This is a genomic window from Klebsiella sp. BIGb0132 (genome assembly GCF_024810075.1).
In the GTDB taxonomy this organism is placed as follows: Bacteria; Pseudomonadota; Gammaproteobacteria; order Enterobacterales; family Enterobacteriaceae; genus Klebsiella; species Klebsiella terrigena.
The window spans coordinates 67250-85489 of sequence record NZ_JANUDW010000003.1; the positions used below are offsets into that span (position 1 = coordinate 67250).

General features: G+C 61.6%; 17 protein-coding genes and 2 pseudogenes. 6 read left to right on the forward strand and 13 right to left on the reverse strand.

Annotation, left to right across the window (positions count from 1 at the left end):
- From hpaB to M2416_RS11860, 10 genes and pseudogenes are all read right to left on the reverse strand, one after another.
- Positions 1–1563, reverse strand: coding sequence for a 4-hydroxyphenylacetate 3-monooxygenase, oxygenase component (gene hpaB / locus M2416_RS11815; protein WP_132513445.1), 1563 nt, complete (start codon positions 1561–1563; stop codon positions 1–3).
- A gap of 321 nt (positions 1564–1884) precedes the next feature.
- A complete protein-coding gene (hpaA, locus tag M2416_RS11820; RefSeq protein ID WP_076946471.1) occupies positions 1885–2775 on the reverse strand; it encodes a 4-hydroxyphenylacetate catabolism regulatory protein HpaA in 891 nt (296 codons plus the stop codon).
- A gap of 9 nt (positions 2776–2784) precedes the next feature.
- Entirely contained in the window at positions 2785–4161 is a 1377-nt protein-coding gene (gene hpaX, locus M2416_RS11825; protein ID WP_259224107.1) for a 4-hydroxyphenylacetate permease, read from the reverse strand.
- Between the two features lie 47 nt (positions 4162–4208).
- Complete coding sequence (gene hpaI, locus M2416_RS11830; protein ID WP_259224109.1) at positions 4209–4997, reverse strand: 4-hydroxy-2-oxoheptanedioate aldolase; 789 nt, start codon at positions 4995–4997, stop codon at positions 4209–4211.
- A 10-nt stretch (positions 4998–5007) separates the two neighbouring features.
- Positions 5008–5811 (reverse strand): 2-oxo-hept-4-ene-1,7-dioate hydratase, encoded by an 804-nt coding sequence (gene hpaH, locus M2416_RS11835; protein WP_041143910.1) that lies wholly within the window; start codon positions 5809–5811, stop codon positions 5008–5010.
- 114 nt (positions 5812–5925) lie between these two features.
- Positions 5926–6306 carry a 5-carboxymethyl-2-hydroxymuconate Delta-isomerase gene (locus M2416_RS11840; RefSeq protein WP_076946469.1) on the reverse strand — a complete coding sequence of 127 codons (381 nt, stop codon included), beginning with the start codon at positions 6304–6306 and terminating at the stop codon, positions 5926–5928.
- Between the two features lie 19 nt (positions 6307–6325).
- Positions 6326–7174: pseudogene (gene hpaD, locus M2416_RS11845) on the reverse strand (3,4-dihydroxyphenylacetate 2,3-dioxygenase); the annotation flags it as partial.
- 10 nt (positions 7175–7184) lie between these two features.
- Positions 7185–8651: a 5-carboxymethyl-2-hydroxymuconate semialdehyde dehydrogenase gene (hpaE, locus tag M2416_RS11850; protein WP_076946468.1), complete on the reverse strand. Its 1467-nt coding sequence runs from the start codon at positions 8649–8651 to the stop codon at positions 7185–7187.
- Positions 8648–9412, reverse strand: a complete 765-nt coding sequence (locus tag M2416_RS11855) for a fumarylacetoacetate hydrolase family protein (protein WP_076946467.1) — start codon at positions 9410–9412, stop codon at positions 8648–8650. Before M2416_RS11855 ends, hpaE begins: the two co-directional genes overlap by 4 nt.
- Positions 9409–10041, reverse strand: coding sequence for a fumarylacetoacetate hydrolase family protein (locus M2416_RS11860; RefSeq protein ID WP_076946466.1), 633 nt, complete (start codon positions 10039–10041; stop codon positions 9409–9411). The genes M2416_RS11855 and M2416_RS11860 overlap by 4 nt, the downstream gene beginning before the upstream one ends.
- Positions 10042–10330: 289 nt before the next feature.
- Between M2416_RS11860 and hpaR the strand changes: the two genes are divergently transcribed.
- A complete protein-coding gene (hpaR, locus tag M2416_RS11865) occupies positions 10331–10780 on the forward strand; it encodes a homoprotocatechuate degradation operon regulator HpaR (protein WP_259224113.1) in 450 nt (149 codons plus the stop codon).
- A 135-nt stretch (positions 10781–10915) separates the two neighbouring features.
- Here the strand turns inward: hpaR and M2416_RS11875 are convergent, their stop codons facing one another.
- Both M2416_RS11875 and M2416_RS11880 read right to left on the reverse strand, forming a co-directional pair.
- The gene (locus M2416_RS11875; protein WP_259224115.1) at positions 10916–12136 is read right to left on the reverse strand and encodes an amino acid deaminase; all 1221 of its coding nucleotides are present in this window, start codon (positions 12134–12136) and stop codon (positions 10916–10918) included.
- A 79-nt stretch (positions 12137–12215) separates the two neighbouring features.
- Positions 12216–12375, reverse strand: a pseudogene (locus M2416_RS11880) (hypothetical protein).
- On the opposite strand from M2416_RS11880, the gene M2416_RS11885 reads away from it, so the two are divergent.
- From M2416_RS11885 to M2416_RS11905, 5 genes are all read left to right on the forward strand, one after another.
- On the forward strand, positions 12338–13777 hold the full coding sequence (locus M2416_RS11885; RefSeq protein ID WP_259224116.1) for an N-acyl-D-amino-acid deacylase family protein: 1440 nt from the start codon (positions 12338–12340) through the stop codon (positions 13775–13777). The pseudogene M2416_RS11880 and the gene M2416_RS11885 sit on opposite strands and share 38 nt — an antisense overlap.
- A 10-nt stretch (positions 13778–13787) precedes the next feature.
- Positions 13788–14180: a RidA family protein gene (locus tag M2416_RS11890; RefSeq protein WP_041143919.1), complete on the forward strand. Its 393-nt coding sequence runs from the start codon at positions 13788–13790 to the stop codon at positions 14178–14180.
- 173 nt (positions 14181–14353) lie between these two features.
- Positions 14354–15841, forward strand: a complete 1488-nt coding sequence (locus M2416_RS11895; RefSeq protein WP_132513420.1) for a sodium:solute symporter family protein — start codon at positions 14354–14356, stop codon at positions 15839–15841.
- A gap of 10 nt (positions 15842–15851) precedes the next feature.
- Positions 15852–16721 carry a 2-dehydro-3-deoxygalactonokinase gene (locus M2416_RS11900; protein ID WP_259224119.1) on the forward strand — a complete coding sequence of 290 codons (870 nt, stop codon included), beginning with the start codon at positions 15852–15854 and terminating at the stop codon, positions 16719–16721.
- Positions 16708–17316, forward strand: coding sequence for a 2-dehydro-3-deoxy-6-phosphogalactonate aldolase (locus M2416_RS11905; protein WP_259224120.1), 609 nt, complete (start codon positions 16708–16710; stop codon positions 17314–17316). Before M2416_RS11900 ends, M2416_RS11905 begins: the two co-directional genes overlap by 14 nt.
- Here M2416_RS11905 and M2416_RS11910 read toward each other — a convergent pair.
- Positions 17305–18168 (reverse strand): MurR/RpiR family transcriptional regulator, encoded by an 864-nt coding sequence (locus M2416_RS11910; RefSeq protein WP_041143923.1) that lies wholly within the window; start codon positions 18166–18168, stop codon positions 17305–17307. The genes M2416_RS11905 and M2416_RS11910 overlap by 12 nt on opposite strands.
- Between the last annotated feature and the right edge of the window lie 72 nt (positions 18169–18240).

Below are 18240 nucleotides of genomic sequence, written 5' to 3' on the forward strand. Positions count from 1 at the left end.
TTACTTCAGCAGCTTATCCAGGATATTGATATCAGAGTTATTGTGCAGGTGCGGCACCGTCCAGCCGTGCTGGTCATACTCGGAAAGGCAGCGATCGACCATCGCCATCATTTTGTCCATGTTGCCGGAGGTCTGCGCCTGGCGCAGGCACTGCAGGCGAATCTCATCCTGGCTACCGGAGTAGTTGATTTCATACAGCTCGTGGCGGCCGCCGAACTCGCTGCCGATCGCATCCCACATCAGCTTGAGGATCTTGATGCGTTCGACGTGATCCATGCCGTTGGATCCGCGCACGTATTTCGCCAGATACTGGTCGATCTGCGGATTATTGAGGTCGCGCGCGCTGGACGGGAGATAGATCAGGCCGCTGGTGACGTTACGCTCGATAATGTTTTTGATTTTGGCGTAGGCCATCGGCGCCATCACGCGGTAGGTTTGCAGCGCGGCGTGATCCGGCAGGTACGCGCCGTTCACCCACGGCGTCGCCTCGGAGCACATCGAATCGCTCAGCGCCCAGAACATGTTGCGCCAGGCCACCACTTCGCCGAGATCCGCCTGCACGCCGCGGAACTCCAGGGTGCCGGTACACTCCAGCGAGCGCTTGAGCAGGGCGGTGATAAAGTCGAGCTTAACCGCCAGGCGTACGCAGGCCTGCAGCGGGTACATGCGGGCGAAGCCGCCCTCCATGGTCCAGCGGCGGCAGCGATCGAAATCGCGATAGATCAGCACGTTCTCCCACGGGATCAGCACCTTATCCATCACCAGGATCGCATCGTTCTCGTCGAAGCGGCTGGAGAGCGGGTAGTCATACGGCGATCCGGTGACGCCGGCGACCATTTCGTAGGAGGCGCGGGAGATAAGCTTCACCCCTTCGGCGTCCATCGGGGCGACGAACATCAGCGCGAAGTCCGGGTTTTCCCCCATCACCTGCGCGGAGCCGAAGCCAATCATGTTGTAGTGGGTCAGCGCCGAGTTGGTGGCGACGACTTTCGCCCCGCTGACCACGATCCCGGCATCGGTCTCTTTTTCCAGCTTGATGTAGACATCTTTCACCTCATCGGCCGGCTTATGGCGGTCGATCGGCGGGTTGACGATGGCGTGGTTAAAGTACAGGCCGGTTTCCTGAATGCGGGTGTACCAGTTGCGGGCGTTCTGTTCGAACTGGCCGTAAAACGCCGGGTTGGCGCCCAGCGCGCAGCCGAAGGCGGCTTTGTAGTCCGGGGTGCGGCCCATCCAGCCGTAGCTCAGGCGCGACCACTCGGCGATGGCGTCGCGCTGCTGGCGCAGATCGTCGGCGCTCTTCGCCACGCGGAAGAACTTATGCGTATAGCCGCCGCTGCCGGTATCGGTGTTCCAGCACAGGGAGTCCTGCAGCGCCGGTTTGTGCAGCGCATCGTACAGCTGGCCGACGGAGGCGGCGGCGTTGCGGAACGCCGGGTGCGTGGTGACGTCTTTGACGCGCTCGCCGTAGATATAAATTTCGCGGCCGTCCTGCAGGCTCTTCAGGTACTCTTCCCCGGTTAATGGGCGTTTAGCGTCTGCGCGGAAATCTTCAGGTTTCATCGGGACCTCTTCAGTATTAAGCGGCATATCCCGTCATACTCGGGCGGCGCCTTTTCGGCTGCGGCTCGAAGCATTCAGGGTACAAAGGTTAAATTTATGTTTTCTTTTTGTTGTTTAATTGAAGCGGTTTACGTGGGTTCCGTGAAGAGACTTTTAGGTCAACGGCAGGTACTTTTCAGGCGGGATGGCGTTCTGTGATCCGGGTTGGTTTTTCGCTTTTTTGCCGCCGCGCGCCGGGGATTGCGGCAGCGGACTTCTCCGGCCGCGCTTCGCCTGCCGGGGCCTGGCGCTTATCGCCCGGGTGCCGCCGGCAGGGAAAGCTCAGGAGACCGGTACTTTTTGCGTTCTGAAGGCGCTGGGCGAGCAGCCGACCAGGCGATGAAAAAAGCGGGCAAAATAGGCCGGGTCCTTAAACCCCAGCTGCCAGGCGATTTCGTTGACCGCGCTATCGGAGAACAGCAGCAGCCGCTTGGCCTCGCGCAGCTGCCGGTCGAAGATAAGGCGCTTCGGCGGCCGGTTGGCAAAACGCCGGCAGATGTCGGTCAGCCTTGATTCGGTAATGTGCAGCTCATTGGCGTAATCCGGCACCGTCCAGTGCTGGTGGTAGTGGCTGTCGATGGTCTGGTTAAAGCGCTGGAACAGCTTGAGCTCGCCGCGGATGCCGCTGGCGGCGTGGTCGTCGAGCCTGGCGTTACGCAACAGCAGGGTGAACACCGCCTGCGCCAGCAGCACCAGCGTATGCTCGCGCCCCGCCAGCTGCGCGGTCGATTCGCGCTCAATCAGCCGCCAGTAGTGGGCAAGCGCCGCGAGCTCGTCCGGCTTATCGGCCAGCGACAGGCACATTCCCGGCAGGCCAAAGGCCTCCCGGGTGCCGGGATAGAGTACCTCCAGCAGCGGCCAGATCAGGTCCTCCCGCACGGTTAGCACGTGGCCATCGCTCTCGGAGCCGGTGATAAACGCATGCGGCACCGACGGCGGCGTCAGGACGAACAGCGGCGCCTGCACCGAGTAGCGGTGGTCGTCGAGCTGCAGCTCAATCTGCCCGGTATCGAGAAAGTGCATCTGAAAGTACTGGTCGTGGCGATGGGCCTGCATGTCGCGGCCAAAAAAGGCCGCCATGCGGGCGAACGACTGGTAGTGCACGTCTTCCGTGCCCAGGCTTTCATCGTACTCTTTATTGATATCGATATTGGCGATCGAACGCTGGGGCATAGCCGCTCCTTAAGGCGTGGCGCGCGGGCGCGAGGCTTTCATCGGAATGGCCCAGATAATCACGGCGCCAATCACCAACAGGCTGGCGACGAACCACAGGCCGCTGTTAAAGCTGCCGGTCAGATCCTTCAGCCAGCCGATCATAAACGGACTGAGCGCCGAGCCGATATTGCCGGTCGCGTTGATCACGGCGATCCCGATAGCCCGCGCGCGCAGGCTGATCGACTGGTCCGGAGTGGTCCAGAAGATGGCCATTGCGCTGAACGATCCGGTTGAGGCCATGACGATCCCCAGCATCTGGATCAGGCTGTGATCGGTCGCCGAGGCCAGCAGCCAGCCGGCGGCGGCAAACAGGAACGGCAGGGCGGTATGGTGCTTGCGCTCCTGGCATTTATCCGAGTGTCGGCTCCAGTAAATCATCCCCAGAATGGTACAGATCTGCGGGATCGCCGCCAGCAGGCCGATGGTGATGTTGCTGCTTCCCTCGTTAAAGCTTTTGAGGATCTGCGGCGTCCAGATGCTGATCGCGCTGAGCGTATTGGTCAGGCAAAAATAGGCCAGGGTGTACATCAGCACGATCGGCGTTAGGACTTCACGCCACAGGCTGCGCTGCTGCATCGCGTGGTGGCTGATGGCGCCTTCCGGCTGTACCAGCGTCAGCCGGTCGTTATCCATCATCTCCTGCAGGCACTTTTTGTCCTCTGCAGTCAGCCATTTGGCTTTTGCCGGAGAGTCATCCAGCCAGTACCAGACCATGATGCCCAGCAGCACCGACGGGAACCCTTCGAGCAAAAACAGCCACTGCCAGCCGTGGAGATTGAACAGGCCGTCCATCGACAGAATATAGCCGGAAACAATCGAACCGATGGCGGTGGTCACCGGCATGGCAATCATAAACAGGGCGTTGGCGCGGGCGCGGAAAAATGCAGGAAACCAGTAGGTTAAATAGAGCAGGATGCCGGGCAGAAAGCCGGCCTCGGTGATCCCCACCAGCATGCGCAGCACGTACAGGCTATTAGGGCCGGTGGCGAACATCGTGGCGGTGGAGGCGATCCCCCACAGCACCATGATGGTGGCTATCCAGCGGCGGGCGCCGACGATGCTGAGCATGATATTGCTCGGAATACCGAAGATGACGTAGGTGGCGTAGAACAGCGTAGTGGCCAGGCCGAACATGGTGGCGTTGAGCCCCAGATCCTGGCCCATCGTCAGCCCGGCAAAGCCGATATTGATGCGGTCGAGAAATGAAAAGATAAACAGCACGAACAAAAATACGATCAGGCGGCGAAACAGCTTATTGATAACCGACTGCTGCTGCGCCGTCAGCTGCTTGTGCTGATTGGCGGGATCGCGCGTCTCCGGAATAGCTGATGATGTGTCGCTCATGGTCTTTCCTCTGATGGGAATTTTTGTAGGGTCGCGATGTGGCGTTATTAATAGACGCCGGACTGGGCTGCCGTTCCGCTGGCGCCAAAGCGCTCGGCTAAGGCTTCGGCGGCGCGGGCGAGCAGGGTGGTATCGACGCCGACGGCGACAAACAGCGCGCCGAGCGCCAGATAGCGTTTTGCCAGCTGCTCGTTGGCCATCAGGATCCCCGGCGCTTTGCCCGCCTGCCGAATTTGAACGATGGCGCTTTCAATTGCCGCCTGCACTTGCGGGTGCTGCGGATTGCCGCCGAAGCCCATATCGGCGCTGAGATCCGCCGGGCCGATAAACACGCCGTCCACCCCCTCAACGTCGAGGATCTGCGGCAGGTTTTTCAGCGCCTCGCGGGTTTCAATCTGCACCAGCACGCACATGGAGTCGTTGGCCTGGTGGAGATAATCCGGGATGCGGTTCCAGCGCGAAGCGCGGGCCAGGGCGCTGCCGACGCCGCGAATGCCGGCCGGCGGATAGCGCGTGGCCTTCACCGCCAGCCGCGCTTCGTCGGCATTTTGTACCATCGGCACCAGCAGGGTTTGCGCCCCGACGTCCAGCAGCTGCTTAATCTGCACCGGGTCATTCCACGAAGGGCGAACCACCGGCTGGCTGGCGTAGGGTGCCACCGCCTGCAGCTGGGTCAGCACCGTCTGCACGTTGTTTGGCGCGTGTTCGCCGTCAATCAGCAGCCAGTCGAATCCGGCGCCGGCCAGCAGCTCGGCGCTGTAGCTGCTGCAGAGTCCCAGCCACAGGCCGATTTGCGGGCGCCCGGCCTGCAGCGCATCTTTAAACGCATTATTCATCTTCTTTCCCCTACACAAAGCGGCAGCTAATCGCGCCCATGTTGCCGTAATCGACGTGGAAGGTATCGCCTTTGCGCGCCGCCACCGGACGAGTAAACGAGCCGCCGAGGATAATTTGCCCGGCCTCCAGCTGCACATCGTGCGCCGCCAGCTTGTTCGCCAGCCAGGCTACGCCGTTGGCCGGGTGATTCAGCACGCCGGCGGCGACGCCGGTCTCTTCGATGACCCCGTTGCGGTACAGCAGGGCGGAGATCCAGCGCAGATCCAGCTCGTCAGGCTTAACCGGCCGGCCGCCGAGGATCACCCCGGCGTTGGCGGCGTTATCGGAGATGGTGTCGAACACCTTACGCGGGCGCTGGGTTTCAGGGTCGACGTTGTGGCAGCGGGCATCGATCAGCTCGAGCGCCGGGATCACGTAGTCGGTGGCGTTATAGACGTCGAACAGCGTACAGTTCGGGCCGCGCAGCGGTTTCGCCAGCACGAAGGCCAGCTCGACCTCGATGCGTGGAACGATAAAGCGGTCGGTGGGAATATCGCCGCCGTCGTGGAAAAACATATCGTCGAGCAGCGCGCCGTAGTCTGGCTCGCTAATCTGCGAGCTGGCCTGCATCGCCTTCGAGGTCAGGCCAATCTTATGGCCCTTCAGCACCCGGCCTTCGGCAATTTTCAGCTCGACCCACTCGCGCTGGACGGCGTAGGCATCCTCAATGGTGATTGAGGGATAATCGAGCGAGATGGCACGGATCTGTTCACGCTGCTTTTCGGCCTGGTTCAGCCGCTGGGCGATCAGGGTGCGGGTCTGTTTATCGAGCATAGGGCTTCCTGTGACATTGCCTGCAAATGGGTACCATCGGGTCTCCCGGGCACCGGACGAGAGCGCCGACGTCGGGAAGCCCGCGTCAGCGCTACGCCTGCCGGATGACGTTAATTATTTAAACAGCGCGTGGACGTTGTTCTGCTTGTAGTTCAGGGTCGGGTGCAGCTCCTCAATCTCGAACGACAGCGCGAGGTAGCGGCTCTCCATCAGCGCGGCGAAATGCGCCTGGATCAGGGCAAAGAGCATCTCTCCCGTTTGCTGGCGGCTTTCGAGGCTGCGCCCGCTGCCGATTTTCAGCGTCATATGCACGAAGGCATAATCGTGCCTGCCGTCGGCCATCTGCCAGGTATCCAGCCAGATGGCGCGGCTGCGGATGCCGCCGATCGGGAAAATCCCGGTGGCGGCCAGCGCCTGATTAACCTCGGCGAACAGGCCCGGCAGGTCGGCCAGCTCGCGGATGTTGCTGGTACACTCGGCGATAAAATGTGGCATCGCGGACCCCTTGAGCCTGAGCCGGCAGCGGGAAGACGGCGTTAACCTGGCCGGTCCCGGAGCTGGCGAACAGGTCGGTAATAAACTCGACCTTGCCGTCGTATTTATCCCAGCCGAGGACCCCGAGCAGCATTACCGTATCGTGCATATTGCCTTCGCCGTAGCAGTAGTCGGCGTACTCCGGCAGCATGGTGCAGAACTCTTTGAATTTGCCTTCGCGCCACAGCTTCACCACCCGCTCATCCATCTGATGGTCAAACTCGCGGGTGTAGCTGTTCATCCCCTCTTCGGCGCGCTGGTCGTCGATAAAGCGGTGCGACAGCGAGCCGCTGGCGAGGACCGCCACGGTACCGTCATATTTCTCAATGGCCTTGACGATGGCTTCCCCCAGCCTGCGGCTGTCGGCGAAGTCGTGAACGGTGCAAAAAGCGGAGATCGACACCACTTTGAAATGCTTATCGCTGTTCATATAGCGCATCGGCACCAGGGTGCCGTACTCCAGCTTGAGGCTCGGGATGTTGTGCGCCTTGGCGCGCACGCCGAGCTTGACCGCTTCGTCGGCAATCAGGTGGCCCAGCTCCGGGTTGCCGTCGTAGTCGTAGGTCATGTCACGAATAAAGTGCGGCAGCTCGTTGCTGGTATAGACCCCTTTAAAATGGTCGGCGCAGTTAATGTGGTAGGCGCTGTTCACCAGCCAGTGGGTATCAAAGACGATAATCGTATCGACGCCCATCTCCCGGCACCGTTTACCGATCTCCTTATGGCCGTCGATCGCCGACTGGCGGCAGCCGTGGTTTTTCCCCGGCAGCTCGGAGAGATACATGGACGGTACGTGAGTAATCTTGGCGGCTAACGCTAATTTGCCCATTTTGTGCTCCTTATAAGCCCCATTTCGGGATCGGATGGTCACCCATGGAAATACAGACGTTTTTCATTTCGGCGAACACCTCGAAGCTGTACTCACCGCCTTCGCGGCCGGTACCGGAGGCCTTCACGCCGCCGAACGGCTGGCGCAGGTCGCGGACGTTCTGGGTATTGACGAAGACCATGCCGGCTTCAATCCCGCGCGCGAGGCGCAGGACCTTGCTGATGTCCTGGGTCCAGATATAGGAGGCCAGGCCGTATTCGATATCGTTGGCGAGGCGCAGGCCTTCGGCTTCGTCTTTAAACGGCAGCAGGCAGGCCACCGGGCCAAAAATCTCTTCCTGGGCAACCCGCATGCGGTTATCAACGTCCGCCAGCACCGTCGGGCGCAGGAAGTTGCCGCCGCGAAGATGCGCGGGCAGGTCGGCGGGCTTATCCGGGCCGCCGGCCAGCAGCGTGGCGCCTTCTTCGATGCCGAGGCGGATATAGCCGGAGACTTTTTCCCAGTGCTGCTGGCTTATCAGCGCCCCGACCTGGGTGTTGGGGTCGGTCGGGTCGCCGACGCGCAGGCGGTTGGCGCGTTCAGCGAAGCGCTTGACGAACTCCGGGTAAATGCTCTGCTGAATGAAGATGCGCGAGCCGGCGGTGCAGCGTTCGCCGTTGATTGAGAAGATGGTGAACAGGGCGGCATCCAGCGCGCGCTCGATATCGGCATCTTCAAAAATCAGCACCGGCGATTTGCCGCCCAGCTCCATCGAGTACTTCTTCAGCCCGGCGTTTTTCATGATGTTGCGCCCGGTGGCGGTGCCGCCGGTAAACGAGACCGCGCGCACGTCGTGATGACGCACCAGCGCGTCGCCGGCGTTCGCGCCGTAGCCCTGCACCACGTTCAGCACGCCCGGCGGAATACCGGCTTCCAGCGCCAGCTCGCCGAGGCGGTCGGCGGTGAGCGGCGACAGCTCGGACATTTTCAGCACCGCGGTGTTGCCCAGCGCCAGGCACGGCGCCACCTTCCAGGTGGCGGTCATAAACGGCACGTTCCACGGCGACACCAGCGCGCAGACGCCGACCGGCTGCACGAGGGTGTAGTTGAGCATCTTGTCGTCAACCGGATAGGTCTTGCCGTTCATCTGCTGGCACACTTCGGCGAAGAACTCGAAGTTGTGCGAGGCGCGCGGGATCAGCACGTTTTTGGTCTGGTGGATCGGCAGGCCGGTATCGGCGGTCTCCATCGCTGCGATCTGCGGAACGTTCTGGTCGATCAGATCCCCCAGTCGGCGCATCAGGCGCGCGCGCTCCTTCATCGGTAGGTTGGCCCATTTCGGGAACGCCGCTTTGGCCGCCGCGACCGCCTGATTCACTTCGGCTTCACCGCCGGAAGCGACTTCTGCCAGCACTTCGCCGGTGGCCGGGTTGGTGGTGTGGAAGTACTCCGCGCTTGCCACGCTTTCGCCGTTGATCCAGTGGTTAATTTTTTTCATGACAGCTTCTCCTCATACGCCTGCTGGCTGATGATGCGGTTGACCAGGCGGCCCACGCCCTCGACTTCGACGATCACTTCGTCACCCGGCACCACGTCAGACAGCCCCTTCGGCGTGCCGGTGGCGATCATGTCGCCGGGCTGCAGGGTCATAAACTCGCTCAAATACGCGATCAGGAACGGGATGCTGAAGATCAGATCGGCGGTGGTGCCCTGCTGGCGCAGCTCGCCGTTGACCCAGGTGCTTAGGGTCAGGTTGTGCGGGTCCGGAACCGTCTCTTTGCTGACGATCCACGGGCCGATGGGGGTCAGGGTGTCGCGGCTTTTTACCCGCAGATTCGGCCGGTAGTAGTTCTCGAGATAGTCGCGAATGGCGTAGTCGTTGCAAACGGTATAGCCGGCGACGTAGTCCAGGGCGTCGGCCTCGCTGACCCTGCGCGCGGTTTTGCCAATCACCACCACCAGCTCGGCTTCGTAGTGCATATATTCGACGTTATCCGGACGCACCGACTCCTGGCGGTGGCCGAGGAAGGTGTTCGGCGCTTTGATAAACACCAGCGGCTCTTCCGGCGGCTTGAATTCCAGCTCGCTGGCGTGGTCGGCGTAGTTCAGCCCCAGCGCGAACAGGGTGCCCTCGGCGGGCGGCAGCCAGCGGAATTGGCCCTCCTGCAGCCGGGTGCCGTCATCGAGAATGACCTGCTCGCAATCGTCGACCTGCGCGCTGCGTACCTGGCCCTGCCACTCAATACGTGCCTGTTTCATACCTGCTCTCCTTCTGCGACGACCGGGTTTTCCAGCGCCGGGAAACCCTCGGCGAGAATGCGTACGCGATCGCCGGGGCGCAGCGTGACGCGGGCGTGCGGAGTGCCGATCAGAATGGCGTCGCCGGGGCTGAGGGTGGCGAACTCGCTCAGGGCGCTCAGCAGCTCGGCGGCGCCGCGCTGCAGGTCGGCGGTGTTCCAGCTATCCGCTTCGCGGCCGTTGATCTCGGTGATGATGGTCAGGTTATCGACGCTCCGTAGCGGGACGAGGTCACCCAGCGGGCAGAAACCGTCGCGGCATTTCGCCTTGATCGCCGGGCGGTAAAAGCTCTCTTCCGGCAGGCTGACGTCGTTGGCCAGCGCGTAGCCGGCGATGCAGGAGGCGGCCTCTTCGACGGAGACGCCACGGGCGGTTTTACCGACGATCAGCGCTACGGTGGCGCCGCTCTGCACGGTTTCGCCCTGCGGATGAGGGATTGCGTCGCCGCTGCCGATCGCGGTGTTGCGCGGTTTGATAAACCATACCGCAGTTTTCGGCGGCGTTTTGTACGGGGCCTGTTGGAACGCTTCGCGCCAGGCGTCGAGCTGGCTGCCGTGGTTAAGCGCAACGGCGAAGATGGTACCTTTCATTCACCACTCCTCTGGTACTGATTTCTGAAGCTTAAGGGATTTCATTAATATGTTAATGATTACCTTTTATTCCTTGCGAACGGGTTTGGCAAACAGAAGTGAATGTTTTGTGATCTGATTAACAATAAATTTACACTTTTAATATTTAATTGTTTATAATCAATGTATTAGTTTTAAATCATAAAAGGACTGGTACTTTTCAGCAGCAGAAACCGGTTGCGCCATCGGCAAATAAACGCTAATTATTAACTTGTTAATAGATTCTGAAATATGATGTAGAGGGTATGTGATGCATGATTCGTTAACCATTGCGCTGTTGCAGGCGCGGGAAGCGGCGATGGGCCATTTCCGGCCGATCGTCAAACGCCATAATCTCACCGAGCAGCAGTGGCGTATTGTGCGCATCCTTGCCGAAAGCCCGTCGATGGATTTCCACGATCTCGCCTTCCGCGCCTGCATTCTGCGCCCGAGCCTGACCGGTATTTTGACCCGCATGGAGCGCGACGGCCTGGTGCTGCGCTTAAAGCCGGTCAACGACCAGCGCAAGCTGTACGTTTCGCTGACGGCGGAAGGGACCCGGCTGTATCAAAGCGCCCAGGCCCAGGTTGAAGAGGCCTATCGGCTGATCGAAGAAGAGTTTACCAGCGAAAAAATGCAGCAGCTGACCGCGCTGCTGGAGGAGTTTATCGCGCTCGGCAACCGTAACGGCGCCGCGCGCGACGATCGGCAGGAGGAGTAAATCAGCGCTTGCCGCAGCGCTTTCTCGGGCCGCAGGCAGACGAGCACCTGGCGCGAGCGGAGAGGCTGTTTAGCGCCATGCGCTCGCAGGGGGCCCGGTTTCCCGGAGACGGCGCGGGCCGTCATTCGGACTGAATCAGAACAGCGTATCCAGCTCTTCCAGCAGGTTGTAGTCGTCGTCGACCAGCAGCAGCGTCTTCCATTTGTCGAAGGTCAGACACGGATGCGAGGTGCCGAAGACCAGGATATCGCCAACCTGCACATCGCTGCCCGGCGCCAGGCGCAGCATGCAGTGCTGATCCATGATCCCGACGCTGACGATCTCCTCCGCGCGCAGCGCCAGCGGCTCGCCGTCGCGATAGTGGGCGATGGGCTGCGGCAGCCCGGCATCGAAAGCGCAGTCGCGCTTGCCGAAGTTAACCACCGCGCGATCCGCTTCCGGAACCGACTGCACCATCGCCATCAGCTCGAGGGCTGAGGTCAGATCGCCGGCCAGATCGCAGGCGATCGGATCTCGGGCGATCAGCGCCTGCTGAGCGTCATCGTAGATCCCCCTGTCGTGCGTGATGTAGCAGCCGGGGCGGATCGCAATCCGGCAGCGCGCCGGCTTTTTGGCCGCCAGCCAGATGTTGCACACCACGTCATACCACACGGTGCCGGCGCCGGTGAGGATAAACTCGCCGTTAACCAGCGGCTCCATCCGGCAGGCGAGGTCGGCGGCCTGGCGCAGCAGCGCTTCAACCTGCGGCTGCGGATCGTCCCCGTGCAGCACCCCTTCATACAGCTCCAGCCCGCGCAGCTTCAGGCCCGGCAGATCGGCCGCGGCCTGTGCCAGCGCCAGCGCGTCCTCTACGCTGCGACAGCCGCAGCGCCCGCCGGGCACCCCAAGCTCAATCAGCACGTCCAGGGTTTGCCGGCGTTCGGCAAAAAAGGCCGACAGCGCGCGGGCGTTAGCGAGGCTATCGATGCAGCAGATGAAATCGACGCTGCGGTAGTGGGTTTTCAGCTGCGAAACGGTCTGCATGTTGGCCTTGCCGACCAGCTGATTAACCATCAACACGCGCTGAACGCCGCTGGCCATCGCCGCGGCGGCCTGCCAGGCGCTGCCGACCCCGATACCCCAGGCGCCGGCCCGCTGCTGGGCCTGAAAAATCCACGGCGTCATCGTCGTTTTGCCGTGCGGCGCCAGCGAGACGCCGCGGGCGTCGGCGTAGCGCTGCATCCAGGCAATATTGTTTTCCAGCGCGCTTTTTTTCAGCAGCGCGGCGGGAAGGCAGACCTCTTCCGCCAGCAGGTTTGCCGGCGATTTCATCGGCGCTGATTTATGCGGGACAAGCGTTGTGTGGTGGTATTTCATAACACTATCCTTTCAGGTTTTACGTTCGAATTTGGAATGGGTATCATTTATAACTGTTTGATAAATATTATTTTAATACTTAATCATTATTCGTTGTGAATAAAAGTATCACAAAACGATCTGGATTTTGCGTAGTTTTCCACTGTTTTTACGCCGTGTAAATGGTTAACTTGTCGGCATAGTCGAAAGGGAGTAATTGCTATGAAGGTTGACTGGCTTTTTAAGAACGTCACGGTCATTGACGGCAGCGGCGGGCCGCAGTATCGCGGCGACGTGGCGGTGAAGGGCGATCGTATTGTGGCTATCGCTCCGGCGCTGCAGGTGGCGGCAGAGCGCGAAATCGAAGGCCAGGGGCGCGTGCTGGCGCCCGGCTTTATCGATGTGCATACCCATGACGATATTAACGTCATCCGGATGCCGGAATATCTGCCGAAGCTCAGCCAGGGCGTGACGACGGTGATCGTCGGCAACTGCGGGATCAGCGCGGCAATGGCGACCATGCGCGGCGCGGTGCCTGACCCGATGAACCTGCTGGGCGAGCAGGCGCAGTTTATCTATCCCACCGTGCAGGCCTATGCCCACGCGGTGGAAGTGGCCAGGCCTTCGCTCAACGTCGGCACGCTGATTGGTCATACCGCGCTGCGTAATAACCATATGGACGATCTGTTCCGCCCGGCGACGGAGACGGAGATTGCTGGCATGCGCGTCCAGCTGCGCGACGCGCTACGTGAAGGGGCGCTGGGCCTGAGCACCGGCCTGGCCTACGCCAGCGCGTTCCACTCCACCACCGAAGAGGTGATGGCGCTGGCGGAAGAGCTGGCGGCGGAGAAGGGGATCTACACCACACATCTGCGCTCTGAGTTTGAGCCTATCCTCGAGGCTCTCGACGAAGCGTTTCGCATCGGCCGTCACGGCAACGTTCCGGTGGTGGTGTCTCATCACAAGTGCGCCGGGGCGAAGAACTGGGGGCGCACGCGCGAGACGCTGGCCTTCTTCGATGAAATGCGCCAGCGCCAGGAGATCGCCTGCGACTGCTATCCCTATTCCGCCAGCTCCTCGACGCTGGATATGAAGCAGGTGACCGATGAATTCGACATCGTGATCACCTGGTCAGAGTCCCGGCCGGAGCAGGCGGGAAAAACGCTCCGGCAGATCGCCGACGAGTGGCAGGTGAGCCTGCACGACGCCGCGGCGCAGCTGATGCCGGCGGGCGCTATCTACTACAACATGGACGAACAGGACGTGCGGCGGGTGATGCGCTATCCGGTGACCATGATCGGCTCCGACGGCCTGCCGAACGATCCGATGCCGCATCCGCGGCTGTGGGGCGCTTTCCCGCGGGTGTTGGGGCACTACAGCCGCGACGAGCAGCTTTTCCCGCTGACCACCGCCATTCACAAAATGACCGGGCTGTCGGCGGCGCGCTTCCAACTGCCGGAACGTGGGCTGGTTAAAATCGGTTACTTTGCCGATCTGGTATTGTTTGACCCACAGACGGTGCGCGACGTGGCCAGCTTTGCCGACCCCAAGCAGCCGGCAGACGGCATTGAGGCGGTGATGGTCAACGGCGTCATGAGCTACGGCAGCGATAAGAAAATTACCGGGCGCGCGGGGCGTTTCCTGCGCCGCCGGATGGACTAAGGAGTTGAATATGAGCATTAAACGTTACGGCGTGGAAGGTGGAACCGGCACCGGCGGGCAGCATCTGCCGTTTGCCCGCGCGGTAGAAGCGGGCGGCTGGCTGTATGTCTCCGGCCAGACGCCGATGAAAAACGGCGAAGTGGTGGAGGGCGGCATTGTCGATCAGTCCCGACTGGCGATTCAGAACTGCGTCGATATCATGAGCGAAGCGGGCTATACCCTTGCCGACGTGGTGCACGTGAAGGTGATCCTCACCGACTCGCGTTATTTCCAGTCTTTCAACAAAGTGTTCCGCGAGTTCTTTGGCGATAATCCGCCGGCGCGGATCTGCTGCGTGGCCGATCTGGTGGTGGACTGCAAAGTTGAAGTGGATGTGACCTGCTATAACGCTGCCCGCGTGTAAATAATAGCTCCCCGCCGCTGGCCGGGGAGCAGCCCATAACAATGTGAGAGTAGCGCCAGGTCGAATACATCGGCCGGCGCGACCAGGATTGCTTTGCCTTTTTTCGGCATCGTTACTATTAACTCATAATATTCAGCGGTACGAATATTATTTATTACGCCTGGATGTGAGCAATGAATAATATGTCATTCCTGATTTGGTTTTCCGTTTATGCCTGCGCGATGATCGCCTTAGGCTGGTACGTTTCGCGCAAGCAAAAGAACGGCGACGACTTTCTGCTGGGCGGGCGCTCCCTGCCGATGTTCCTGACGCTGGGGTCGACGGTCGGCACCATGGTCGGAACCGGCTCCAGCGTCGGTGCCGTAGGCTTTGGCTACAGCAACGGCTGGGCGGGGATGCTGTACGGCCTCGGCGGCGCGGTCGGCATTTTGCTAGTGGCGTGGCTCTTTGCCCCGGTGCGTAAATTTCGCTTTATGACCATGAGCGAAGAGATGTCGTATTACACCGGCGGCAGCAAAATTATTAAAAACCTGGTGGCGATCCTTATTTTTATTGCCTCGATCGGCTGGCTCGGCGCCCATATATTGGGCGGCGGTCTGTACCTCGCGTGGGCCAGCGGCATTGATATCAACGTCGCCAAAGTTATTATTGCGCTGGCCTTTGTGGTTTACGTCGGTATCGGCGGCTACTCGGCGGTGGTGTGGATCGACACCATTCAATCGATTGTCCTGTTCGTCGGCTTTATTTTAATGGCGATCCTCGCGGTCCATCACGTCGGCGGCTGGAGCCATATTCAGCAGGCGGTTGATCCGGCGGCCCAGAGCCTGTTTGCCGTCGATAAGCTCGGCGTGCTGCCCGCGCTCTCTCTGGCGGTGGTGATTGGCGTGGGGGTTCTGGCAACGCCGTCCTACCGCCAGCGTATCTACTCGGCAAAAACCGTCTCCTCCGTGCGCCAGTCGTTCACCATCACCGGCCTGCTCTATCTCGGCTTTTCGTTCCTGCCGGCGATTATCGGCATGGCGGTATGGACGATGAACGCTAATCTCGAAAACAGCGGCTTTGCCTTCCTGTTTGCCACCCAGGTCCTGCCGCCGGTGCTGGCGATGGCGATTCTGATCGCCGGGATGTCGGCCAACATGTCCTCCGGCAGCTCTGACGCCATCGCCGCCGTCTCGATTATGCTGCGCGACCTTTACACCCTGGTGACCGGCCATATGCCCGCGCCGGAAAGGGCGATTCGCCTGTCGCGGATGTTCCTCGTGCTGGTTATTGCCCTGGCACTGGTGTTCGCCCTGACCTCCAACGACATCATTAGCTACATCACCAAAATGATCTCGATGATTATGTCCGGGATGTTTATCTGCACCATGCTCGGCCGCTTCTGGACGCGCTTTAACTGGCAGGGAGCGGTTGCCGCGCTGGCCGGCGGCGCCGGCGCATCGGTCGCCGTGCTGATGGACAGCGACTGGCTGGCGTTCTGGGGCAACCCGTGTATTCCGTCGGTGCTCACCAGCCTGGTGGCTTCGGTGGTCGTTACGCTGCTGACGCCGGCGAGCAGCATGAGCCGCGAAGAGGCGCTGGAGATGATCACTCGCGAGCGGGAAAGCACCCCGGCGGCACCGCCGCTGGCGATCGGCAAACGCAATACGTCGCAGGGCTAAGGGGGCGCGAATGCAGGACTATATTGCCGTCGACTGGGGCTCCACCCAGCTGCGCGGCTGGCTGATACGCGACGGGAAATGCGTGGCAACGAAACAGCTGCCGTTGGGGATCTCCCGGCTTAACGGCGAGGCGCCGGCGGAGATATTCCGCCAGCACCTGGCGCCCTGGCGCGGCGAACGGGCGCTGCCGGTATTAATGGCCGGGATGGTCGGCAGCGACGCCGGCTGGTGCCCGGTCCCGTACCTGGCCTGTCCCGCCGCCATCGACGCGCCGGGACGCCGGCTGTTCGGCGTCGCCGAAAAGGTGTGGATTGTACCTGGTCTCAAGGTCGAGCAGGCCGGGGAGTACGGCGTGATGCGCGGTGAAGAGACCCAGCTGCTGGGCGCCGGGCAAATCGCCCCCGCCGATTGTTATATTATGCCGGGCACCCACAGCAAGTGGGTGCAGGTAGAGCGCGGAGTCGTGCAGCATTTCTCCACCGCCATGACCGGGGAGCTGCATCATCTGCTGCTGAGCCAGTCGCTGATTGGCAGGCAGCTTCCCGAGCAGCGGCCGGACGACGCCGCTTTTGAGCAGGGGCTGGAAAAAGGCATGACCTCAGCGCTGGCGGGCGAGCTGTTTACCGCTCGCGCCGCCCGACTGCTGGGGGCGCTGGCGCCGGCTTCGGTCAGCGACTATCTCTCCGGGCTGCTGATTGGCGCCGAGGTGGCGGCCTTTGGCGAGCGCTACCGCAGCGCCGCCGTCACCCTGGTGGGCGATCCGGCGCTGACTGCCCGCTACCGGCGGGCAATGTCGGCGCAAGGTCGGGTCGTACAGAGCTGCAGCGGCGATGAGGCATTTTTGAGCGGTATGGCGAGGATAATGGATGAACGCAGTTAAGCTGGTCGCGATTTTGCGCGGTATTGGCCCCGCAGAGGCGGCGGAACACGTTGAGACGCTGGTGGACGCCGGTTTTCGCTATATTGAAATCCCGCTGAATTCACCTGACTGGCAGCAGAGTATTCCGCAGACGGTCGGCCGCTTTGCCGAGCGGGCGGTGATTGGCGCGGGGACGGTACTTAACGTCGAGCAGGTGGATTTTCTCGCCGCGGCGGGGGCGAAGCTGGTGGTGACGCCGAATACGCAGCCGGCAGTGATCCGCCGGGCGGTGGCGCAGGGGATGCTGGTCTGCGCCGGGTGCGCTACCGCGACCGAGGCGTTTAACGCCCTGGACGCTGGCGCGCAGTGGCTGAAAATTTTTCCCTCTTCCGCGTTTGGTCCCGACTATATTCGGGCGCTGAAGGCGGTGCTGCCCCCGGAGGTGCCGGTGCTGGCGGTGGGGGGCGTGACGCCGGATAACCTCGCCGCCTGGGTGCAGGCCGGATGCGCCGGCGCGGGGTTGGGGAGCGATCTCTACCGCGCCGGGCAGCCGGCAGCGCGCACCCGCGAGCAGGCGCAGCGCTTTATTGCCGCCGGCCGGGAGCTAGTCGCCTAGCGGCTGACGGTCGACGCCGCCGCGGTGGCTGTCGAGCGCCAGCTTGATGCGCCGCAGGCGGTCTTTTGCCTGCGGCTTGTTGGCCATCGCCAGCTCGGTAGCCAGTACGTCGACCATCGCCAGCATGGCGTAGCGCGAGGTGCTGGGTTTGAAAATATAGTCGTTTTCGCGCACCAGCAGCGGCAGCAGCAGATCGGCCTGCTCCGCCAGCGGCGTATCCGCCGGAGTGATGGCAATCACCTTCGCCCCGTACTGCCTGGCGATAGCCGCGCTTTCAATGATCTCTTTGGTATAGCCCCCCAGCGACAGCACGATAACCACGTCCTTCGGCGTTACCGCCGAGCTCATCATGCGCACCAGCAGGCCGTCGTTCTGGCTGACGACCGGCAGGCCGAGGCGGAACAGGCGATACTGGATCTCCTGCGCGCAGATGGTCGAGCCGCCGCCCATCCCGAGCGCCAGTATTTGCCGGGCGTCGCTAAGCCAGGAGACGGCGCGCTTCAGCGCGTTAATATCCAGCGCCCGGCGGTTGGTCTCGAGGACGCCAATGATTGACTCGTAGATCCCCTGTACGCCCTCCAGATCCGGGACATCCAGGATAAAGCGCTGCCCGACCGCCAGCGACTGCGCGAGCTTCATTTTCAGCTCGCGGACGTCCTTGCACCCCAGCGCCCGCGCAAAGCGGGTGACGGAGGCCTGGCTGGTGCTGGTCAGGCGGGCAATTTCGGCAATCGGCAGCTCAGCCGCGGCGGCGACGTCGTCGAGAATAAACTGGGCAATCCGCTTTTCGGTAACGGTCAGCTCGAGAAAGCGATCGGTGATGCAGGAGATGATATCGATCGAGTAGGCCATACGGGTATCAGTCGCTAAATGTGTAATGATACTTTGTACCATATTCAGGGTGGAAAAAGCAGCGCCGGAGCG